The organism is Flavobacterium sp. HBTb2-11-1, assembly GCF_009826975.1.
In the GTDB taxonomy this organism is placed as follows: domain Bacteria; phylum Bacteroidota; class Bacteroidia; order Flavobacteriales; family Flavobacteriaceae; genus Flavobacterium.
Map to the genome: position 1 here is coordinate 691,826 of NZ_WUMO01000001.1, position 16,083 is coordinate 707,908.

12 protein-coding genes are annotated in these 16,083 nt (G+C 35.4%); 11 read left to right on the forward strand and 1 reads right to left on the reverse strand.

Annotated features, from left to right (window positions below; genetic code table 11):
- The first annotated feature begins 12 nt into the window (after positions 1 to 12).
- The 4 genes from nusA (at position 13) to GR162_RS03090 (ending at position 5,829) form a co-directional block, all read left to right on the forward strand.
- Positions 13 to 1,266 carry a transcription termination factor NusA gene (gene nusA, locus GR162_RS03075; protein ID WP_008466828.1) on the forward strand — a complete coding sequence of 418 codons (1,254 nt, stop codon included), beginning with the start codon at positions 13 to 15 and terminating at the stop codon, positions 1,264 to 1,266.
- Between the two features lie 59 nt (positions 1,267 to 1,325).
- Positions 1,326 to 4,196: a translation initiation factor IF-2 gene (gene infB, locus GR162_RS03080; protein ID WP_160780945.1), complete on the forward strand. Its 2,871-nt coding sequence runs from the start codon at positions 1,326 to 1,328 to the stop codon at positions 4,194 to 4,196.
- A gap of 245 nt (positions 4,197 to 4,441) precedes the next feature.
- On the forward strand, positions 4,442 to 5,218 hold the full coding sequence (locus tag GR162_RS03085) for a phosphatase PAP2 family protein (RefSeq protein ID WP_160780946.1): 777 nt from the start codon (positions 4,442 to 4,444) through the stop codon (positions 5,216 to 5,218).
- A 98-nt stretch (positions 5,219 to 5,316) separates the two neighbouring features.
- Positions 5,317 to 5,829 carry a DUF4920 domain-containing protein gene (locus GR162_RS03090; RefSeq protein WP_160780947.1) on the forward strand — a complete coding sequence of 171 codons (513 nt, stop codon included), beginning with the start codon at positions 5,317 to 5,319 and terminating at the stop codon, positions 5,827 to 5,829.
- 76 nt (positions 5,830 to 5,905) lie between these two features.
- On the opposite strand, the gene GR162_RS03095 is transcribed toward GR162_RS03090, so the two are convergent.
- The gene (locus tag GR162_RS03095) at positions 5,906 to 6,295 is read right to left on the reverse strand and encodes an SPOR domain-containing protein (RefSeq protein ID WP_111368026.1); all 390 of its coding nucleotides are present in this window, start codon (positions 6,293 to 6,295) and stop codon (positions 5,906 to 5,908) included.
- Between the two features lie 220 nt (positions 6,296 to 6,515).
- On the opposite strand from GR162_RS03095, the gene GR162_RS03100 reads away from it, so the two are divergent.
- The 7 genes from GR162_RS03100 to GR162_RS03130 are packed head-to-tail and all read left to right on the forward strand — an operon-like array spanning position 6,516 to position 16,074.
- Positions 6,516 to 7,850, forward strand: coding sequence for a c-type cytochrome (locus GR162_RS03100; protein ID WP_160781222.1), 1,335 nt, complete (start codon positions 6,516 to 6,518; stop codon positions 7,848 to 7,850).
- A 32-nt stretch (positions 7,851 to 7,882) separates the two neighbouring features.
- Complete coding sequence (locus GR162_RS03105) at positions 7,883 to 10,933, forward strand: TAT-variant-translocated molybdopterin oxidoreductase (RefSeq protein ID WP_160780948.1); 3,051 nt, start codon at positions 7,883 to 7,885, stop codon at positions 10,931 to 10,933.
- Positions 10,934 to 10,967: 34 nt separating this feature from the next.
- The gene (nrfD, locus tag GR162_RS03110; protein WP_008466839.1) at positions 10,968 to 12,371 is read left to right on the forward strand and encodes an NrfD/PsrC family molybdoenzyme membrane anchor subunit; all 1,404 of its coding nucleotides are present in this window, start codon (positions 10,968 to 10,970) and stop codon (positions 12,369 to 12,371) included.
- The gene (locus tag GR162_RS03115; protein WP_160780949.1) at positions 12,364 to 12,888 is read left to right on the forward strand and encodes a DUF3341 domain-containing protein; all 525 of its coding nucleotides are present in this window, start codon (positions 12,364 to 12,366) and stop codon (positions 12,886 to 12,888) included. Before nrfD ends, GR162_RS03115 begins: the two co-directional genes overlap by 8 nt.
- 8 nt (positions 12,889 to 12,896) lie before the next feature.
- Complete coding sequence (locus GR162_RS03120; RefSeq protein WP_035691680.1) at positions 12,897 to 13,442, forward strand: cytochrome c; 546 nt, start codon at positions 12,897 to 12,899, stop codon at positions 13,440 to 13,442.
- Positions 13,443 to 13,469: 27 nt separating this feature from the next.
- Entirely contained in the window at positions 13,470 to 14,864 is a 1,395-nt protein-coding gene (locus GR162_RS03125; RefSeq protein ID WP_160780950.1) for a quinol:cytochrome C oxidoreductase, read from the forward strand.
- A gap of 19 nt (positions 14,865 to 14,883) precedes the next feature.
- Positions 14,884 to 16,074: a cytochrome c oxidase subunit II gene (locus GR162_RS03130; protein ID WP_111368032.1), complete on the forward strand. Its 1,191-nt coding sequence runs from the start codon at positions 14,884 to 14,886 to the stop codon at positions 16,072 to 16,074.
- Positions 16,075 to 16,083: the final 9 nt, after the last annotated feature.

The window sequence follows — 16,083 nt, forward strand, 5'->3', positions numbered from 1 at the left end:
TAAAAAATTCGCATGGAAAATTTAGCATTAATCGATTCATTCTCAGAGTTTAAAGATAATAAACTTATTGATCGTGTAACGCTTATGGCAATTTTAGAGGACGTATTTAGAAATGCATTAAAGAAAAAATACGGTTCAGATGAAAATTTCGATATCATTATAAACCCTGATAAAGGTGATATGGAAATCTGGAGAAGAAGAGTAATTGTTGCCGATGAGGATCTTGATTTTGAAAATGAGGAAATTACATTGACTGAAGCAAGAAAAATTGAGGCGGATTTTGAAATTGGTGAAGAAGTTTCTGAAGAAGTAAAATTGATTGATTTAGGAAGAAGAGCTATCTTAGCGCTTCGTCAGAATCTTATATCTAAAATTCACGAACACGATAATACAAACTTATACAAGCAGTTTAAAGATATTATCGGTGATATTTATACAGCTGAAGTACACCACGTACGTCCAAGAGTAGTTATCTTAGTGGATGATGAAGGAAATGAAATTGTGCTTCCAAAGGAAAAACAAATTCCATCAGATTTCTTCCGTAAAGGAGATAATGTTCGTGGAATTATTGAAAGCGTTGAATTAAAAGGGAACAAGCCTCAGATTATTATGTCAAGAACTTCTGAGAAGTTCTTGGAAAAATTATTTGAGCAAGAAATTCCAGAAGTTTTCGACGGACTAATTACAGTGAAAAATGTAGTTCGTATTCCGGGCGAAAAAGCAAAAGTAGCTGTTGATTCTTATGATGATAGAATTGATCCAGTTGGAGCTTGCGTTGGAATGAAAGGTTCTCGTATTCACGGAATTGTTCGTGAGCTTGGAAATGAAAATATTGATGTAATCAATTATACAAACAATATTCAATTATTTATTACAAGAGCATTAAGCCCAGCAAAAGTTTCTTCTATAAAAATTGATGAAGAAAACAAAAGAGCTGAAGTGTTCTTGAAATTAGAAGAAGTTTCAAAAGCAATTGGTAGAGGTGGTCACAACATTAAATTAGCAGGTCAGTTGACTGGTTATGAATTAGATGTTATACGTGAAGGAGATATCGCTGGAACCGTTGCAGATGAAGATGATGTTGAATTAACAGAGTTTTCAGATGAAATTGAAGAGTGGGTAATTGAAGAGTTTGCAAAAATAGGTTTAGATACTGCAAAAAGTATTTTAAAACACGACGTAGAAGATTTAGTAAGAAGAACAGATTTAGAAGAGGAAACAATTCTAGATGTTATGAAGATACTAAAAGAAGAGTTTGATAGTTAAGCAATAAGCTTGCATCTGCTCTAACAACACAACGAAAAAGGTAATAATAAAAAGGTTATATGTCTGAAGAGAGAGTAATAAGAATAAACAAGGTTTTAAGGGAATTAAATATTTCGTTAGAAAGAGCTGTGGATTATCTAAAAGATAAAGGAATTGCTATTGATGCAAATCCTAATGCGAAAATTTCTGACACGGAATTTAATATCCTTCAAAGCCAATTTGCGGGCGATAAGGGGAATAAGGAGGCTTCTAAAGAGGTTGGAGAAGAAAAAAGAAAGGAAAAAGAGGCATTACGTGTAGAACGTGAGAAAGAAATTGAAGACAAACGCAGACAAGAAGAAGAGCGTCTAAAACAGCAAGAAATAATTAAAGCAAGAGCTGTTGTTTCGGGACCTGTACAAGTTGGTAAAATTGACTTGAATCCAAAAAAACCTGCGGTTACTCCTTCTGAGGAAGCAGCTAAGGTTGAAGAACCAAAAGTTGCTGCTGCTGTGCAGCCAGAAAAACCTGTTCAAAATGAAACAGTAAAATCTGAACCAGTTGTTTCAACTCCTGTTTCTGAAACTAAAAAAGAAGAACCTATTATTACTGAGAAAAAAGAAGTTAAAGCAGAATCTAAAGTTGCGCAGGAGCCTATTGTGTCTACTGATCCAACAACTTCAGAGGAAACTATTACTACGCAATATCAAAAGCTTACTGGAACAACTCTTACAGGTCAGACAATTGATTTATCTCAATTTAATAAGCCTAAGAAAAAGAAAGAAGATCCTAAAGCGGCTCAGAATAAACCTGGAGCTCCTGGAGTTGGGAATAATAATAACGCCAATAAGAACAAGCGTAAAAGAATTGGTCCAAAACCGGGTATGCCTGGTGCGCCAAAACCTGTTACAGGCAATACGCCTGGAACACCAAATCCGAACAAGCCAGCTCAAAATAACAATGGAGGAGGTTTTAATGCTAACAGAAGCCAAAGACCAGGTTTTGTAAAAGGAAACCGTCCTGCAATTGTGGCTAAAGTTGAGCCAACAGAAGAAGAAGTAAAAAACCAAATTAGAGAAACTCTTGAAAAACTTCAAGGTAAAGGAGGAAAATCTAAAGCGGCAAAATATAGAAGAGATAAAAGAGAAACACACCGTCAGAAATCTGATGATGAGCAAAGAGCACTTGACGAAGGAAGTAAAACAATTAAAGTTACTGAGTTTGTTACTGTAGGTGAAATTGCAATCATGATGGATGTGCCGATTACTAAAGTAATTGGAACTTGTATGTCTCTTGGTATCATGGTTACCATGAACCAGCGTCTAGATGCTGAAACTTTAACTATCGTTGCTGATGAATTTGGTTATGATGTTGAGTTTATTACAGTAGATATCGAAGAAGCGATTGAAGTTGTAGAAGACAAAGAAGAAGATTTAGTAACTAGAGCGCCAATTGTGACAGTAATGGGGCACGTTGACCACGGTAAAACATCTTTACTGGATTATATTCGTAAAGAAAATGTTATTGCTGGTGAGTCTGGAGGTATTACTCAGCATATTGGAGCATATGGAGTTACATTAGATAACGGACAAAAAATTGCGTTCTTAGATACTCCTGGTCACGAGGCGTTTACCGCGATGCGTGCACGTGGAGCTCAAGTTACAGATATTGCTATTATCGTAGTAGCGGCGGATGATGATATCATGCCACAAACAAAAGAGGCTATTTCTCACGCACAGGCTGCGGGAGTACCAATTATATTTGCAATCAATAAAATTGATAAACCAAATGCTAATGTTGATAAAATTAAAGAGCGTTTGGCTGGTATGAATTTACTTGTTGAAGATTGGGGTGGAAAAATTCAGTCACATGATATTTCTGCAAAAGTCGGAACAGGAGTTAAAGAATTATTAGAGAAAGTTTTATTAGAGGCAGAGATTTTAGATCTAAAAGCAAATCCAAATAAAGCGGCTCAAGGAACTGTTGTTGAAGCTTACTTAGATAAAGGAAAAGGATACGTGTCAACAATTCTAGTACAGCAAGGTACTTTGAAAATTGGGGATTATATGTTGGCTGGTAAAAATCATGGAAAAGTTAAAGCGATGCATGATGAAAGAGGGCATACGATTTTATCAGCTGGTCCTTCGACTCCAGTATCTGTTTTAGGTTTAGATGGAGCTCCAACAGCGGGTGATAAGTTTAATGTATTTGAAGACGAAAAAGAGGCAAAACAAATTGCGTCTAAACGTTCTCAATTAATGCGTGAACAATCAGTTCGTACACAAAGACATATTACTCTTGACGAGATCGGACGTCGTATTGCTCTTGGTCAGTTTAAAGAGCTAAACGTAATCCTTAAAGGGGACGTGGATGGATCTGTTGAAGCATTATCAGATTCGTTCTCAAAACTTTCTACAGAAGAGGTTCAAATCAATATTATCCACAAAGGAGTTGGTGCAATTACAGAAACCGATGTTAACTTGGCTTCTGCATCAGATGCAATCATTATTGGATTTAACGTTCGTCCAGCTGGAAATGCTAGACAGCTTGCTGATAAAGAAGAAATCGATATCCGTTACTATTCTATTATCTATGCAGCTATCGATGACTTGAAAGACGCTATGGAAGGAATGTTAGCTCCAGAAATGAAAGAAGAAGTTTTAGGTAATGCTGAAATTCGTGAAATTTTCAAAATTTCTAAAGTAGGTTCAATTGCTGGATGTATGGTAACTGACGGTAAAATCTTGAGAACTTCTAAAATTAGAGTTATTAGAGATGGAGTTGTTGTTCATACAGGTGAATTAGTTGCCTTGAAACGTTTCAAAGACGATGTTAAAGAAGTGACTAAAGGTTATGATTGTGGTATCCAGATAAAAGGATTTAATGATATCGAAATTAATGATGTTATCGAAGCTTACCACGAAGTAGCAATTAAAAAGAAATTGAAATAATATTCGATTATATATTTAAAAGTCCCAATGCAAATTGGGACTTTTTTTGTTTTAGAGTTTTGATGATGTTAGAAATTGATCTTTTAGAAATGTGTTTCATTTTATAATATGAAACCTAAATGGAGGATTGACATTGGTTTTGGTTGGGAGATTGTTCGTTTCTTTGTGTAGTAATTTTCTTTTATTTTTCTGGAGTGTAATTGCAGGGAATAGAATAGTTTGTTGGATGAAATATTTGTGTTTATATGAGGGTAAGTATAAATCATATTGTGAATGCAATTTTTGGCAGTTGTTTTAAATCAAGGAATTCAGGTGGTAATTTTACAAATGTTCAACAGTTAAGAGAAATAATGCCCGCCTTACTAGAAGGATATTTGTCTGAAGCGGAAATGCCGAACAGCCTTCTTTTGCTGTCGCCCCCTCCGAAACACAACTCAAGTCTTTTTGAATTAGATTTAGAATATGCGAGAAAAGCTTTGGAATCTAAAGATGAAGAACGTTTTTTGCAAGCGGCTAGAGATGCAGACTTGTCTTTTCCTTTTGCGGTTAAATCATTTGAATCAATTATAGGTTTGCAGATTAGTGAGTCAAAAACCCCTAAACTTTATGTATTAATGCGAAGGGTGATGACAGATGCAGGATTGTCTACTTATGCGGCTAAAAATCATTACAAAAGGGAAAGGCCATTTATGATGAATAATCAAAAAACTTGTACTCCCGATCAAGAAAATATATTGTATAAAGTTGGTTCGTTTCCTTCTGGCCATGCTGCTGTTGGCTGGGCGTGGTCATTGGTTTTAATTAAGCTTTTCCCTGGAAAAGAAAAAGAGATTTTAAAGCGCGGACATGACTTTGGTGAGAGTCGTATTGTTTGCAATGTACATTGGTATAGTGATGTTAAAATGGGAAGGGCTATGGGGCAGGCAGCTGTTGAATGTCTTTGGGGTAATTCGGGTTTTCTAGCTGACTGGAATGATGTTAAAAAAGAATTGCAGGGGATTTTAGATTCTAATTCAGAATAAAAGATAGTGATTTTAAATTTAGAATAAAAGATAGTGATTTTAAATTTAGAATGATATCTCAAAATTTAATATTATTTTTGGGTATAAATAATATAAAAATGAAAAGAATTTTAATATACACAACCTTATTTTTTATAAGTTTTACGACATTATCTTTTTCGCAAGAAAATGTTGAAAAACCTGCTCCACCAGTAGGAAATGCGTTGGTTGGTGATTATTATGGTACAGATGTTACTGGAGCTGTAATAAATAAAGCTATTTCTGTTGAAAAACTAGAAGGTGAATTAAAAACTGCAAAAACAATAGAAGGAATTGCAGTAAAAGGTGAAGTAACGGATGTCTGTCCAAAAAAAGGATGCTGGATAACTCTTAAAACAGAGAATGGTGAATCCTTCTTTGTAAAAATGAAAGATTACGCTTTTTTTGTGCCTACTGCATTAAAAGGTAAAAATGTAGTTTTGGAAGGAAATGCTGAAAAGAAAGTAACATCGGTTGAAGAACTTAAACATTATGCAAAAGATGCGAAGAAAACAAAGGCAGAAATAGATGCCATTAAAATGCCAAAAGAAGAAATACGATTTTTGGCGAGCGGCATCAAAGTGGTAAATTAGATTTAAAAGCTGTAATTCAGAAATAGAAACAAAAAAGCGAGATTTTTATATCTCGCTTTTTTTGTTTCTGCATGAATCATTTTCCGGGTTTAAGTAAGAAAACGCTTTTGTATCTTTTTTTGATTTCTGCTAAATTTCTTTCAGCTTCTATTCTGGTTTTAAAATTTCCAACAATTACTTTATAATTTGGAGTGCTGAAAATAATGGTTCCGTCAATATCAGAATTTTCTCTTTTGAAATCAGATAACGTTTTTTTTGCTTCATCGCTTTTGCCGCTAAAGATTTGAATTCTATAGGTGTCGTTTGTATTTATCGACGTGTTAATTTTGCGCTTCTCGTTTAGTAATTGCTCAAATTTAGGATCTTGATTTAGTGTTAAATTTTGGTCTTGAGCATTAATATTGTGTGCGAAAGCAATCGTTGTAATTGTTAATAAAAGGCTTTTTGAAGGACTTAAAATTCTCATAATGTGATGGTTTTTATGCAAAAATACTATTTAAAGTTTGAGTGTAAAATTTTAATATTATTTAGAATTGATATAAATTGATAATTAAGACTATTTTAAGGTTTTGAGAATAGCTCATAAGTCGTATTTTTGTGCAAGTTTTAAAAGAGGGTATAGGTTTTTGCTGGATTTAGTACAGAAAAAATCATACCAAAAATTAGTAGACAATTATTTATACTATATGAAAAAGGTGGGTAACCATAATTCGATCTCAAGAAAATTGCTGCTTGGCTTATCGCTAACGTTAATTTTCTCCCTAACTTCATTTGCTCAAGAAGCTGCTGCTCCGGCGGCGCCTGAGGCTGCTGCGGCTGCTCCAGCTGCAGGAGGCGGTGATCCAGTAAAAGGGAAAGAACTTTTTAATGCAAATTGCGCTGCATGTCACAAATTAGATGCTAAATCAACCGGTCCTGCTTTAAGGGGAGTTGCTGGTAAGCATGATATGGCTTGGATTTACAAGTGGGTGCATAACAGTTCTGACATGATTAAGTCAGGTGATCCTGTTGCTGTTAAACTTTTTGAGGAAAATAACAAAGCTGTTATGACTTCGTTTCCTCAATTGTCTGAAGGAGATATTGATAATATTATAGCGTATACTTCTGAGCCTAAGGCTGAGCCTGCTGCGGCACCAGGAAATGCTGCTACACCTCCTGGGACTAATGTAGAAAGTGGTGCTATTTCAAATAACATTATATTAGGAGCTCTTGCTCTTGTAATGGCTATTTTAGTTGTGATGTTGTTTATGGTAAACAAAGTTTTGACTAAAGTTGCAAATAAAAACGGTATTGAGATTGCTCCAAAAGAAGCAAGACTTCCAATCTGGAAAGCTTTCGCTAAAAATCAATTCTTGGTTTTGGTAACTGCAATCTTCTTGCTTTTGGCTAGTGGTTATTTTGTTTACGGATACTTAATGCAAGTAGGGGTAGATCAAAATTATGAGCCAATTCAGCCAATTCACTACTCTCACAAAATTCACGCTGGTGATAATGAAATCAATTGTAAATATTGCCACTCTGCTGCTCGTGTAAGTAAAACAGCTGGTATTCCTTCTTTAAATGTTTGTATGAACTGTCATAAAAACATTTCTGAAGTTGCCGAAACTACAGCTACTCCTGAGTACAGCAAAGCATTCTACGATGCTCAAATCCAAAAATTATATGATGCTGTTGGATGGGATAAGACTAAACAAGCTTATACTGGAAAAACAATGCCTGTAAAATGGGTTCGTATTCACAACTTACCTGACTTTGTTTACTTCAACCACTCACAACACGTTTCTGTTGCAGGTATTGAATGTCAAACTTGTCACGGACCAGTACAGGAATTTGAAATCATGAAGCAATACTCTAAATTAACAATGGGATGGTGTGTTGATTGCCATAGAAAAACTGATGTTAAGATGGAAGGTAATGCTTACTATGACAAAATTCATGCTGAGCTTTCTAAAAAATACGGTGTAGAGAAATTAACTGCAGCGCAAATGGGAGGTTTAGAGTGTGGTAAATGCCACTATTAATCGATTTATTAAGATTTTAATATATATATACAATGTCATCAAACAAAAAATACTGGAAAAGTGTTGAGGAGCTAGAAAATAGCTCTATTGTTGAGGCGCTTAGAAATAACGAATTTGTTGAAGAAATTCCTACTGATGAGTTTTTAGGTAATGCTGAGGCTTTATCTACTTCAGGAACTTCACGTCGTGATTTTTTAAAGTACGTAGGGTTTAGTACGGCGGCTGTAACATTAGCTGCTTGCGAAGGTCCGGTTCACAAGTCTATCCCTTATGTATTACAACCAGAGCAAATCATTCCTGGTGTTGCAGATTACTATGCAACTACAGTTTTTGATGGATTTGATTTTGCTAATCTTTTGGTGAAAACTCGTGAGGGTCGTCCAATTAAAATTGAAAACAATACAATTGCTGGAGCTAAATTTTCAGCGAATGCTAGAATTCATGCATCTATCTTAGGTTTGTATGATAGCACTCGTTTAAAAGAGCCAAAAGTAGACGGTAAAAATTCTTCTTGGTCAGCTGTTGATTTGAAAATCAAATCTAGTTTAGCAGACGCAAAAGCTAAAGGCGGTCAAGTTGTATTATTAACTAATACTTTAGCAAGTCCATCTACAGAAAAATTAATTGGTGAGTTTATTGCAAAAAATCCAAACGCTAAGCACGTTGTATATGATGCAGTTTCTTCATCTGAAGCTTTAGATGCTTTTGAATCTGTTTATGGTCAAAGAGCTTTAGTTGATTACGATTTTTCAAAAGCTTCTTTAATCGTATCTGTTGGAGCTGATTTCTTAGGAGACTGGCAAGGTGGAGGATATGATGCTGGATATGCGCAAGGACGTATTCCTCAAAACGGAAAAATGTCTCGTCACTTTCAGTTTGAATCAAACATGACATTATCTGGAGCAGCTGCTGATAAGCGTGTTCCTATGACTGTAGCTGCTCAAAAGCAAGCTTTAGTTCAAATTTATAATATTGTAGTAGGTGCTTCTGTTCCTGTAGCTTTAGAAGGAAACTTTAAAGCTGAAGTAGTAAAAGCTGCACAACAGCTTAAAGCTGCTGGTTCAAAAGGAGTTTTAGTATCTGGAATTGAAGATAAAAATGCTCAATTATTAGTTTTAGCTATCAATCAAGTATTGGCTAGTGAAGCTTTTAGTACTGCTGGAGCAAGACAAATTAGAAAAGGTTCTAATGCTGCAGTTGCACAATTAATTAAAGATTTGAATGCAGGAAGTGTTCATACTTTAATTATGAGCGGAGTTAACCCAGTTTATACTTTAGCTGATTCAGCTTCTTTTGTTTCTGGATTGAAAAAAGTTAAAACATCAGTTGCATTTTCATTAAAAGAAGATGAGACTGCATCAATTGTTTCAATTGCTGCGCCAGCTCCTCACTATTTAGAGTCTTGGGGAGATCTTGAGCTTACAAGCGGAACATATAGCTTGACTCAACCTACAATTCGTCCTATTTTCAATACAAAACAATTCCAAGATGTTTTATTGTCAGTAAATAGTATAGCAGGTACTTATTATGACTACTTAAAAGCAAACTCTGGAGCTTATACTGCAGGCGCTTCTTGGAATAAAGTATTACACGATGGTGTAGCTGTTTTAGGAACTGTTGCGTTATCTGGAGGAGCTATTGATGCTGCGGCGGCGGCAAACGCTGTTGCAAAATCTAAATCTGCTGGTGATTTTGAATTAGTATTATATACTAAAACAGGATTAGGAGATGGACAACATGCTAACAACCCTTGGTTGCAAGAGTTTCCAGATCCAATTACTAGAGTTTCTTGGGATAACTATGTTACAGTGTCTAATGCTGATGCTAAAAAACTTGGTTTATCTAACGAAATTGTTGCAAACGGAGGTTTAAATGGTAGTTATGCTACTTTAACTGTTGATGGAACTAAATTAGAAAATGTTCCAGTAATCGTTCAGCCAGGACAAGCAGTTGGAACTATAGGACTAGCTCTTGGATACGGACGTAAAGCAGCTCTAAAAGAAGAAATGCAAGTAGGTTTAAATGCTTACGCTTTATATAAAGGTTTCAATAATGTTCAATCTGTTTCTATCGCTAAAGCTGGAGGAGTTCATGAGTTTGCTTGTGTTCAAGGTCAGAAAACTTTAATGGGTAGAGGAGATATTATTAAAGAAACTACTTTAGAAATATTCAATACTAAAGATGCTGAGCATTGGAATGAAAAACCAATGGTATCTTTAGACCACCAAGAAGTTGAGGCTACTACTGTAGATCTTTGGGAGTCATTTGATCGTACAACTGGTCACCACTTCAACCTTTCAATCGACTTAAATGCTTGTACTGGATGTGGAGCTTGTGTTATCGCTTGTCATGCTGAAAACAACGTTCCAGTTGTAGGTAAAGCAGAGGTAAGAAGAAGCCGTGATATGCACTGGTTACGTATCGATAGATACTACTCTTCTGAAAGTACTTTCGAAGGGGATAATGAAAGAAAAGAAGGAATTGCAGGTTTATCTAGTTCATTATCTACATTTAATGAAATGGAGAAAGCTGGAGATAATCCTCAAGTTGCATTCCAACCTGTGATGTGTCAACACTGTAACCACGCACCTTGTGAAACAGTTTGTCCTGTTGCTGCAACTTCTCACGGTCGTGAGGGACAAAACCATATGGCTTACAACAGATGTGTGGGTACTCGTTACTGTGCAAACAACTGTCCATATAAAGTACGTCGTTTTAACTGGTTCTTATACAACAAAAACAGCGAGTTCGATTATCATATGAACGATGATTTAGGCCGTATGGTTCTTAATCCAGACGTTAACGTACGTTCTCGTGGTGTTATGGAGAAATGTTCTATGTGTATCCAAATGACACAAGCAACTAAATTAAAAGCTAAAAACGAAGGTCGTCCAGTTAGAGATGGCGAATTCCAAACAGCTTGTTCTAGTGCTTGTTCTTCAGGAGCGATGATATTTGGTGATGTAAATGATAAAGAAAGTAAAGTTGCTAAATTGGCTGCTGATGAAAGATCATACCACTTATTAGAGCATGTAGGTACAAAACCTAATGTGGTTTACCATGTTAAAGTTAGAAATACTTAGTAAAATTATTAATTAAGAAACAATATAAAGGATTATGTCGTCTCACTACGAAGCACCCATTAGAAAACCTTTAGTTATAGGTGATAAATCTTATCACGATGTAACTGTAGATGTAGCAGCACCTGTTGAGGGGCCTGCAAACAAGCAATGGTGGATTGTATTTTCAATCGCATTAATAGCCTTCCTTTGGGGGTTAGGTTGTATAATTTACACCGTATCTACCGGTATCGGAACATGGGGATTAAATAAAACAGTTGGCTGGGCTTGGGATATTACTAACTTCGTTTGGTGGGTTGGTATTGGTCACGCCGGAACATTAATTTCTGCGGTATTATTACTTTTCCGTCAACGTTGGAGAATGGCCATCAACCGTTCTGCTGAAGCGATGACTATTTTCTCTGTAGTACAAGCAGGTCTTTTCCCAATCATTCACATGGGACGTCCATGGTTAGCATACTGGGTATTACCTATTCCAAACCAATTTGGATCTTTATGGGTAAACTTTAACTCACCTTTACTTTGGGACGTATTCGCGATTTCAACGTATCTTTCAGTATCATTAGTTTTCTGGTGGACTGGTTTATTGCCTGACTTCGCAATGCTTCGTGATAGAGCTATTACTCCATTTAATAAAAGAGTATATTCTATCTTAAGTTTTGGATGGAGCGGTAGAGCAAAAGATTGGCAGCGTTTTGAAGAAGTATCTTTGGTGTTAGCTGGTTTGGCTACTCCACTTGTACTTTCTGTACACACAATTGTATCTATGGACTTTGCTACTTCTGTAATTCCTGGATGGCATACAACAATTTTCCCTCCATACTTCGTTGCTGGAGCGGTTTTCTCTGGATTCGCGATGGTAAACACATTGCTTATCGTTATGAGAAAAGTATCTAACCTTGAAGCATACATTACATTACAGCATATCGAGTTAATGAACATCATTATCATGATTACTGGATCTATCGTAGGTGTGGCTTACATCACTGAGTTATTCGTAGCTTGGTATTCAGGTGTAGAATATGAGCAATATGCATTTTTAAATAGAGCTACTGGACCTTACTGGTGGGCATATTGGTCAATGATGACATGTAACGTGTTCTCTCCTCAGTTCATGTGGTTCAAAAAATTAAGAACAAGTATCATGTTCTCATTCATCATTTCGATTGTTGTAAACATCGGTATGTGGTTTGAAAGATTCGTAATTATTGTTACTTCTTTACATAGAGATTACCTTCCATCTTCTTGGACAATGTTCTCACCAACATTTGTTGATATTGGAATTTTCATCGGAACAATTGGTTTCTTCTTTGTATTGTTTTTATTATACTCTAGAACATTCCCTGTAATTGCTCAGGCAGAGGTTAAAACAATTTTGAAAGGAACAGGAGATAATTACATTAGAGAAAGAGCAAACAGTAAAGATTCACATCATGAGTAATAAAGTTATATACGCCATTTATAATGACGATGACGTTTTGATGAATGCAGTAAAGAAAACTAGAGCTGCTCATCATCATATTGAAGAGGTTTTTACTCCATTCCCAGTTCACGGATTGGATAAAGCCATGGGATTAGCACCAACAAGATTAGCAATATGTGCTTTTTTATATGGATGTGTTGGTATTTCTGTTGCAACAACAATGATGGGATACATCATGATTCATGACTGGCCACAGGATATTGGAGGTAAGCCAAGTTTTAGCTTCATCCAAAATATGCCATCTTTTGTGCCAATTATGTTTGAGATGACTGTATTCTTTGCAGCCCACTTAATGGTAATTACTTTTTATATGAGAAGTAGATTATGGCCATTTAAACAAGCTGAAAACCCAGATGTAAGAACAACTGATGACCACTTTTTAATGGAGGTTGCTGTAAATGATAACGAAGCTGAATTAGTTTCTTTCTTCGAAGAAACTGGAGCTGTTGAAGTTAAAGTAATAGAAAAGAATTAATTGTAGCTATGAAAAGGATATATAAAATAACACTTTTAGTTGGTATAACTATTTTAGTTTCATCTTGCCACAATAATTCGGCACCGAACTATCAGTATTTCCCAAATATGTATGAGTCTGTTGCTTACGAGCCATATTCAGAAGCAAAAGTATTTAAGGGAGGAAAAGAAGGACAGCTTCCTGTTGCAGGAACTATCAATAGAGGTTTTGAACCTTATGAATATGAAAACTCAACTGCTGGTTATGAATTAGCGAAAGCTAATTTAAAATCACCATTGACAGAAGAAGAGAAAAACTCTGGAAAAGGGAAAGAACTTTTCGAAATTTACTGTATCAGCTGCCATGGAGCTACTGGTAACGGTAAAGGTAAATTGGTTGAAAGAGAAAAATTTCTTGGAGTACCTAGCTATAAAGACAGAGAGATCACTGAAGGAAGTATTTTTCATGTTGAGACTTATGGTTTAAATGCAATGGGTTCACATGCAAATCAATTAAGTGCTCACGAACGTTGGTTAGTTGCTGACTATGTTCTGAAACTAAAAAGCCAATTATAATTGTTGAACAAACTGATCGTAATAGATATGTATACATTTTCAAGTAAATTAAAAACTTTTTCTATCATCTTAATGGCCGTTGGTTTATTAGGAATTGGGTATGGTTTTTTAAGTGCACCAAAAGATATTCAAGAAGTTGAAAAAATACTAGCTGCAGATGAACATGGTTCGCATGGTGCTGCACATGAAGAAAAAGCGGAGGCATCTCACAAAGAAGCAGGTCATCATGAAGCTGCTGAAGCTGCACATGACGCTCGCAAGGGAGCTGCACATGCTGAAGTTTCTGGTGCAAATGAGCACGAAAAACATTTAGAGCACGTATTACACCAATTGCAAAATAAGCCTTGGTCTGCTGTTTATGTGGCTTGTATTTTCTTTTTACTGCTTTCAATGGGAGTTTTAGCCTTCTATGCTATCCAACAAGTTGCTCAAGCGGGTTGGTCTCCAGTTTTGTTTAGAGTTATGCAAGGTATCACAGCTTATTTACCAGCTGGTTCTGTTATCTTCTTTATCATATTAGTTTTATGCGGATTACACTTCAATCATATCTTTGTATGGTTAGGTGAAGGTGTAACAGATCCTAAAAACGCTAATTATGATGCAATTATTGCTGGAAAATCTGGTTATTTAAACTTTCCTTTCTGGATTGTAAGAGCGGCTATCTTTTTATTAGGATGGAACTTATACCGTTACTACTCAAGAAAAAACTGTTTAGCACAAGATGAGGCAAATGACGATCTTTACTACAAAAAGAACTTCAAAGCTTCTGCAGGATTCTTAGTATTCTTTATCGTTTCTGAGTCTATCATGGCTTGGGATTGGATTATGTCTTTTGATCCACACTGGTTTAGTACATTGTTTGCTTGGTATGTATTTGCTTCTTTCTTTGTAAGTGGTATTACAACTATTGCATTAGTAACGATTTATTTAAAATCTAAAGGATATTTAGAGTATGTAAATACAAGTCATATCCATGATTTAGCTAAGTTCATGTTTGGTATTAGTGTATTCTGGACTTATTTATGGTTCTCTCAATTCATGTTGATTTGGTATGCTAACATTCCAGAAGAGGTAACTTATTTTGTAACAAGAATTCAATTATATAACCTTCCTTTCTTCGGGGCGGTTGTTATGAACTTTGTTTTCCCATTATTAATATTAATCAATACTGACTTCAAACGTCTTAACTGGGTTGTTGTAATGGCAGGTATTATAATATTATTAGGTCATTATGTTGATTTCTTTAATATGATTATGCCTGGTACAGTAGGAGACAAATGGTTTATTGGAGTTCCTGAAATTGCATCGATTCTTTTCTTCTTAGGTTTATTTATATTTGTTGTCTTTACTGCATTAACTAAATCTCCTTTGCTTGCAAAAAGAAATCCTTTCATCGAAGAAAGTAAACATTTTCATTATTAATATTTAAAGAAGTAAACAGATGACAAGTTTGTTGGTAATTATAGTTTTAGTTTTATTAGCGGTTGCATTATGGCAATTGACGAAGATATTTGATCTTACTCAGGTGGGATCGTCTTCTGATGATTCTCAGGTTGCATCAGATAATGACAATAACGTTCAGGGATATATTATGTTTGGCTTTTTAGCTTTCATTTATATATTTACGATTTATGGTTTGCTAAAATGGGGTAATTTGGTACTTCATACTCCTGCTTCTGAGCATGGTGGTTTAGTAGATAATTTAATGAATATTACTTGGGTTTTAATCTTTACAGTTCAAGTTATCACGCAAGGTTTGCTTTACTGGTTTTCTTTTAAAAATAGAGGAAACAAAGATAGAAAGGCATTGTTCTTTGCTGATAGTAATAAGCTAGAAGCAATTTGGAGTATCATTCCATCTGTTGTTTTAGCTTGTTTGATTCTTTATGGATTATATGCTTGGAATAACATTATGTTTGTTGATAAAGATGAAGATGTAATCGAAATCGAATTATATGCTCAACAATTTAAATGGACAGCTAGATATGCTGGACAAGACAATGTTTTAGGTAAAGCTAACGTACGTTTAATCGAAGGAGTTAATACATTAGGAGTTGACATGTCTGATCCTAATGCACAAGATGATATTGTAGTTTCAGAATTACACATTCCTAAAGGTAAAAAAGTCCACTTTAAAATGCGTTCTCAGGATGTATTGCACTCTGCTTACTTCCCTCACTTTAGAGCACAAATGAACTGCGTTCCAGGTATGGTTACTGAATTTGCTTTCGTTCCAACTTATACTACTGCGGAATATAGAGAGTTACCATTTATGGTTGAAAAAGTAGCACACATCAACAAACTTAGAGCTGAAAAAAGCGCTGAATTAGTTGCAAAAGGTGGTACAGCTTTAGATCCTTACACATTTGATTATTTATTATTATGTAATAAAATTTGTGGAGCTTCTCACTACAACATGCAAATGAAAGTGGTAGTTGATTCTCCAGAGGATTACAAAAAATGGTTAAGTGAGAAAACTACTTTAGCTCAAGATATTAAAGCGGCAGCCGCTGCTGAGAAACCAGCTGAAGGAGCTGCACCAACTACAGATACTGCTGCAAAAGTAATTGATACTGTTAAAACAGTTGTTGATACTGTTAAAGCTGCTGTAGCTAAAGTTGCGATGAAATAATATTATTAA

Coding starts and splice junctions, on each gene's coding strand:
- nusA (WP_008466828.1), top strand. CDS start 13: ATGGAAAATTTAGCATTAATCGATTCATTCTCAGAGTTTAAAGATAAT.
- infB (WP_160780945.1), top strand. CDS start 1,326: ATGTCTGAAGAGAGAGTAATAAGAATAAACAAGGTTTTAAGGGAATTA.
- GR162_RS03085 (WP_160780946.1), top strand. CDS start 4,442: ATGAGGGTAAGTATAAATCATATTGTGAATGCAATTTTTGGCAGTTGT.
- GR162_RS03090 (WP_160780947.1), top strand. CDS start 5,317: ATGAAAAGAATTTTAATATACACAACCTTATTTTTTATAAGTTTTACG.
- GR162_RS03095 (WP_111368026.1), bottom strand. CDS start 6,295: ATGAGAATTTTAAGTCCTTCAAAAAGCCTTTTATTAACAATTACAACG.
- GR162_RS03100 (WP_160781222.1), top strand. CDS start 6,516: ATGAAAAAGGTGGGTAACCATAATTCGATCTCAAGAAAATTGCTGCTT.
- GR162_RS03105 (WP_160780948.1), top strand. CDS start 7,883: ATGTCATCAAACAAAAAATACTGGAAAAGTGTTGAGGAGCTAGAAAAT.
- nrfD (WP_008466839.1), top strand. CDS start 10,968: ATGTCGTCTCACTACGAAGCACCCATTAGAAAACCTTTAGTTATAGGT.
- GR162_RS03115 (WP_160780949.1), top strand. CDS start 12,364: ATGAGTAATAAAGTTATATACGCCATTTATAATGACGATGACGTTTTG.
- GR162_RS03120 (WP_035691680.1), top strand. CDS start 12,897: ATGAAAAGGATATATAAAATAACACTTTTAGTTGGTATAACTATTTTA.
- GR162_RS03125 (WP_160780950.1), top strand. CDS start 13,470: ATGTATACATTTTCAAGTAAATTAAAAACTTTTTCTATCATCTTAATG.
- GR162_RS03130 (WP_111368032.1), top strand. CDS start 14,884: ATGACAAGTTTGTTGGTAATTATAGTTTTAGTTTTATTAGCGGTTGCA.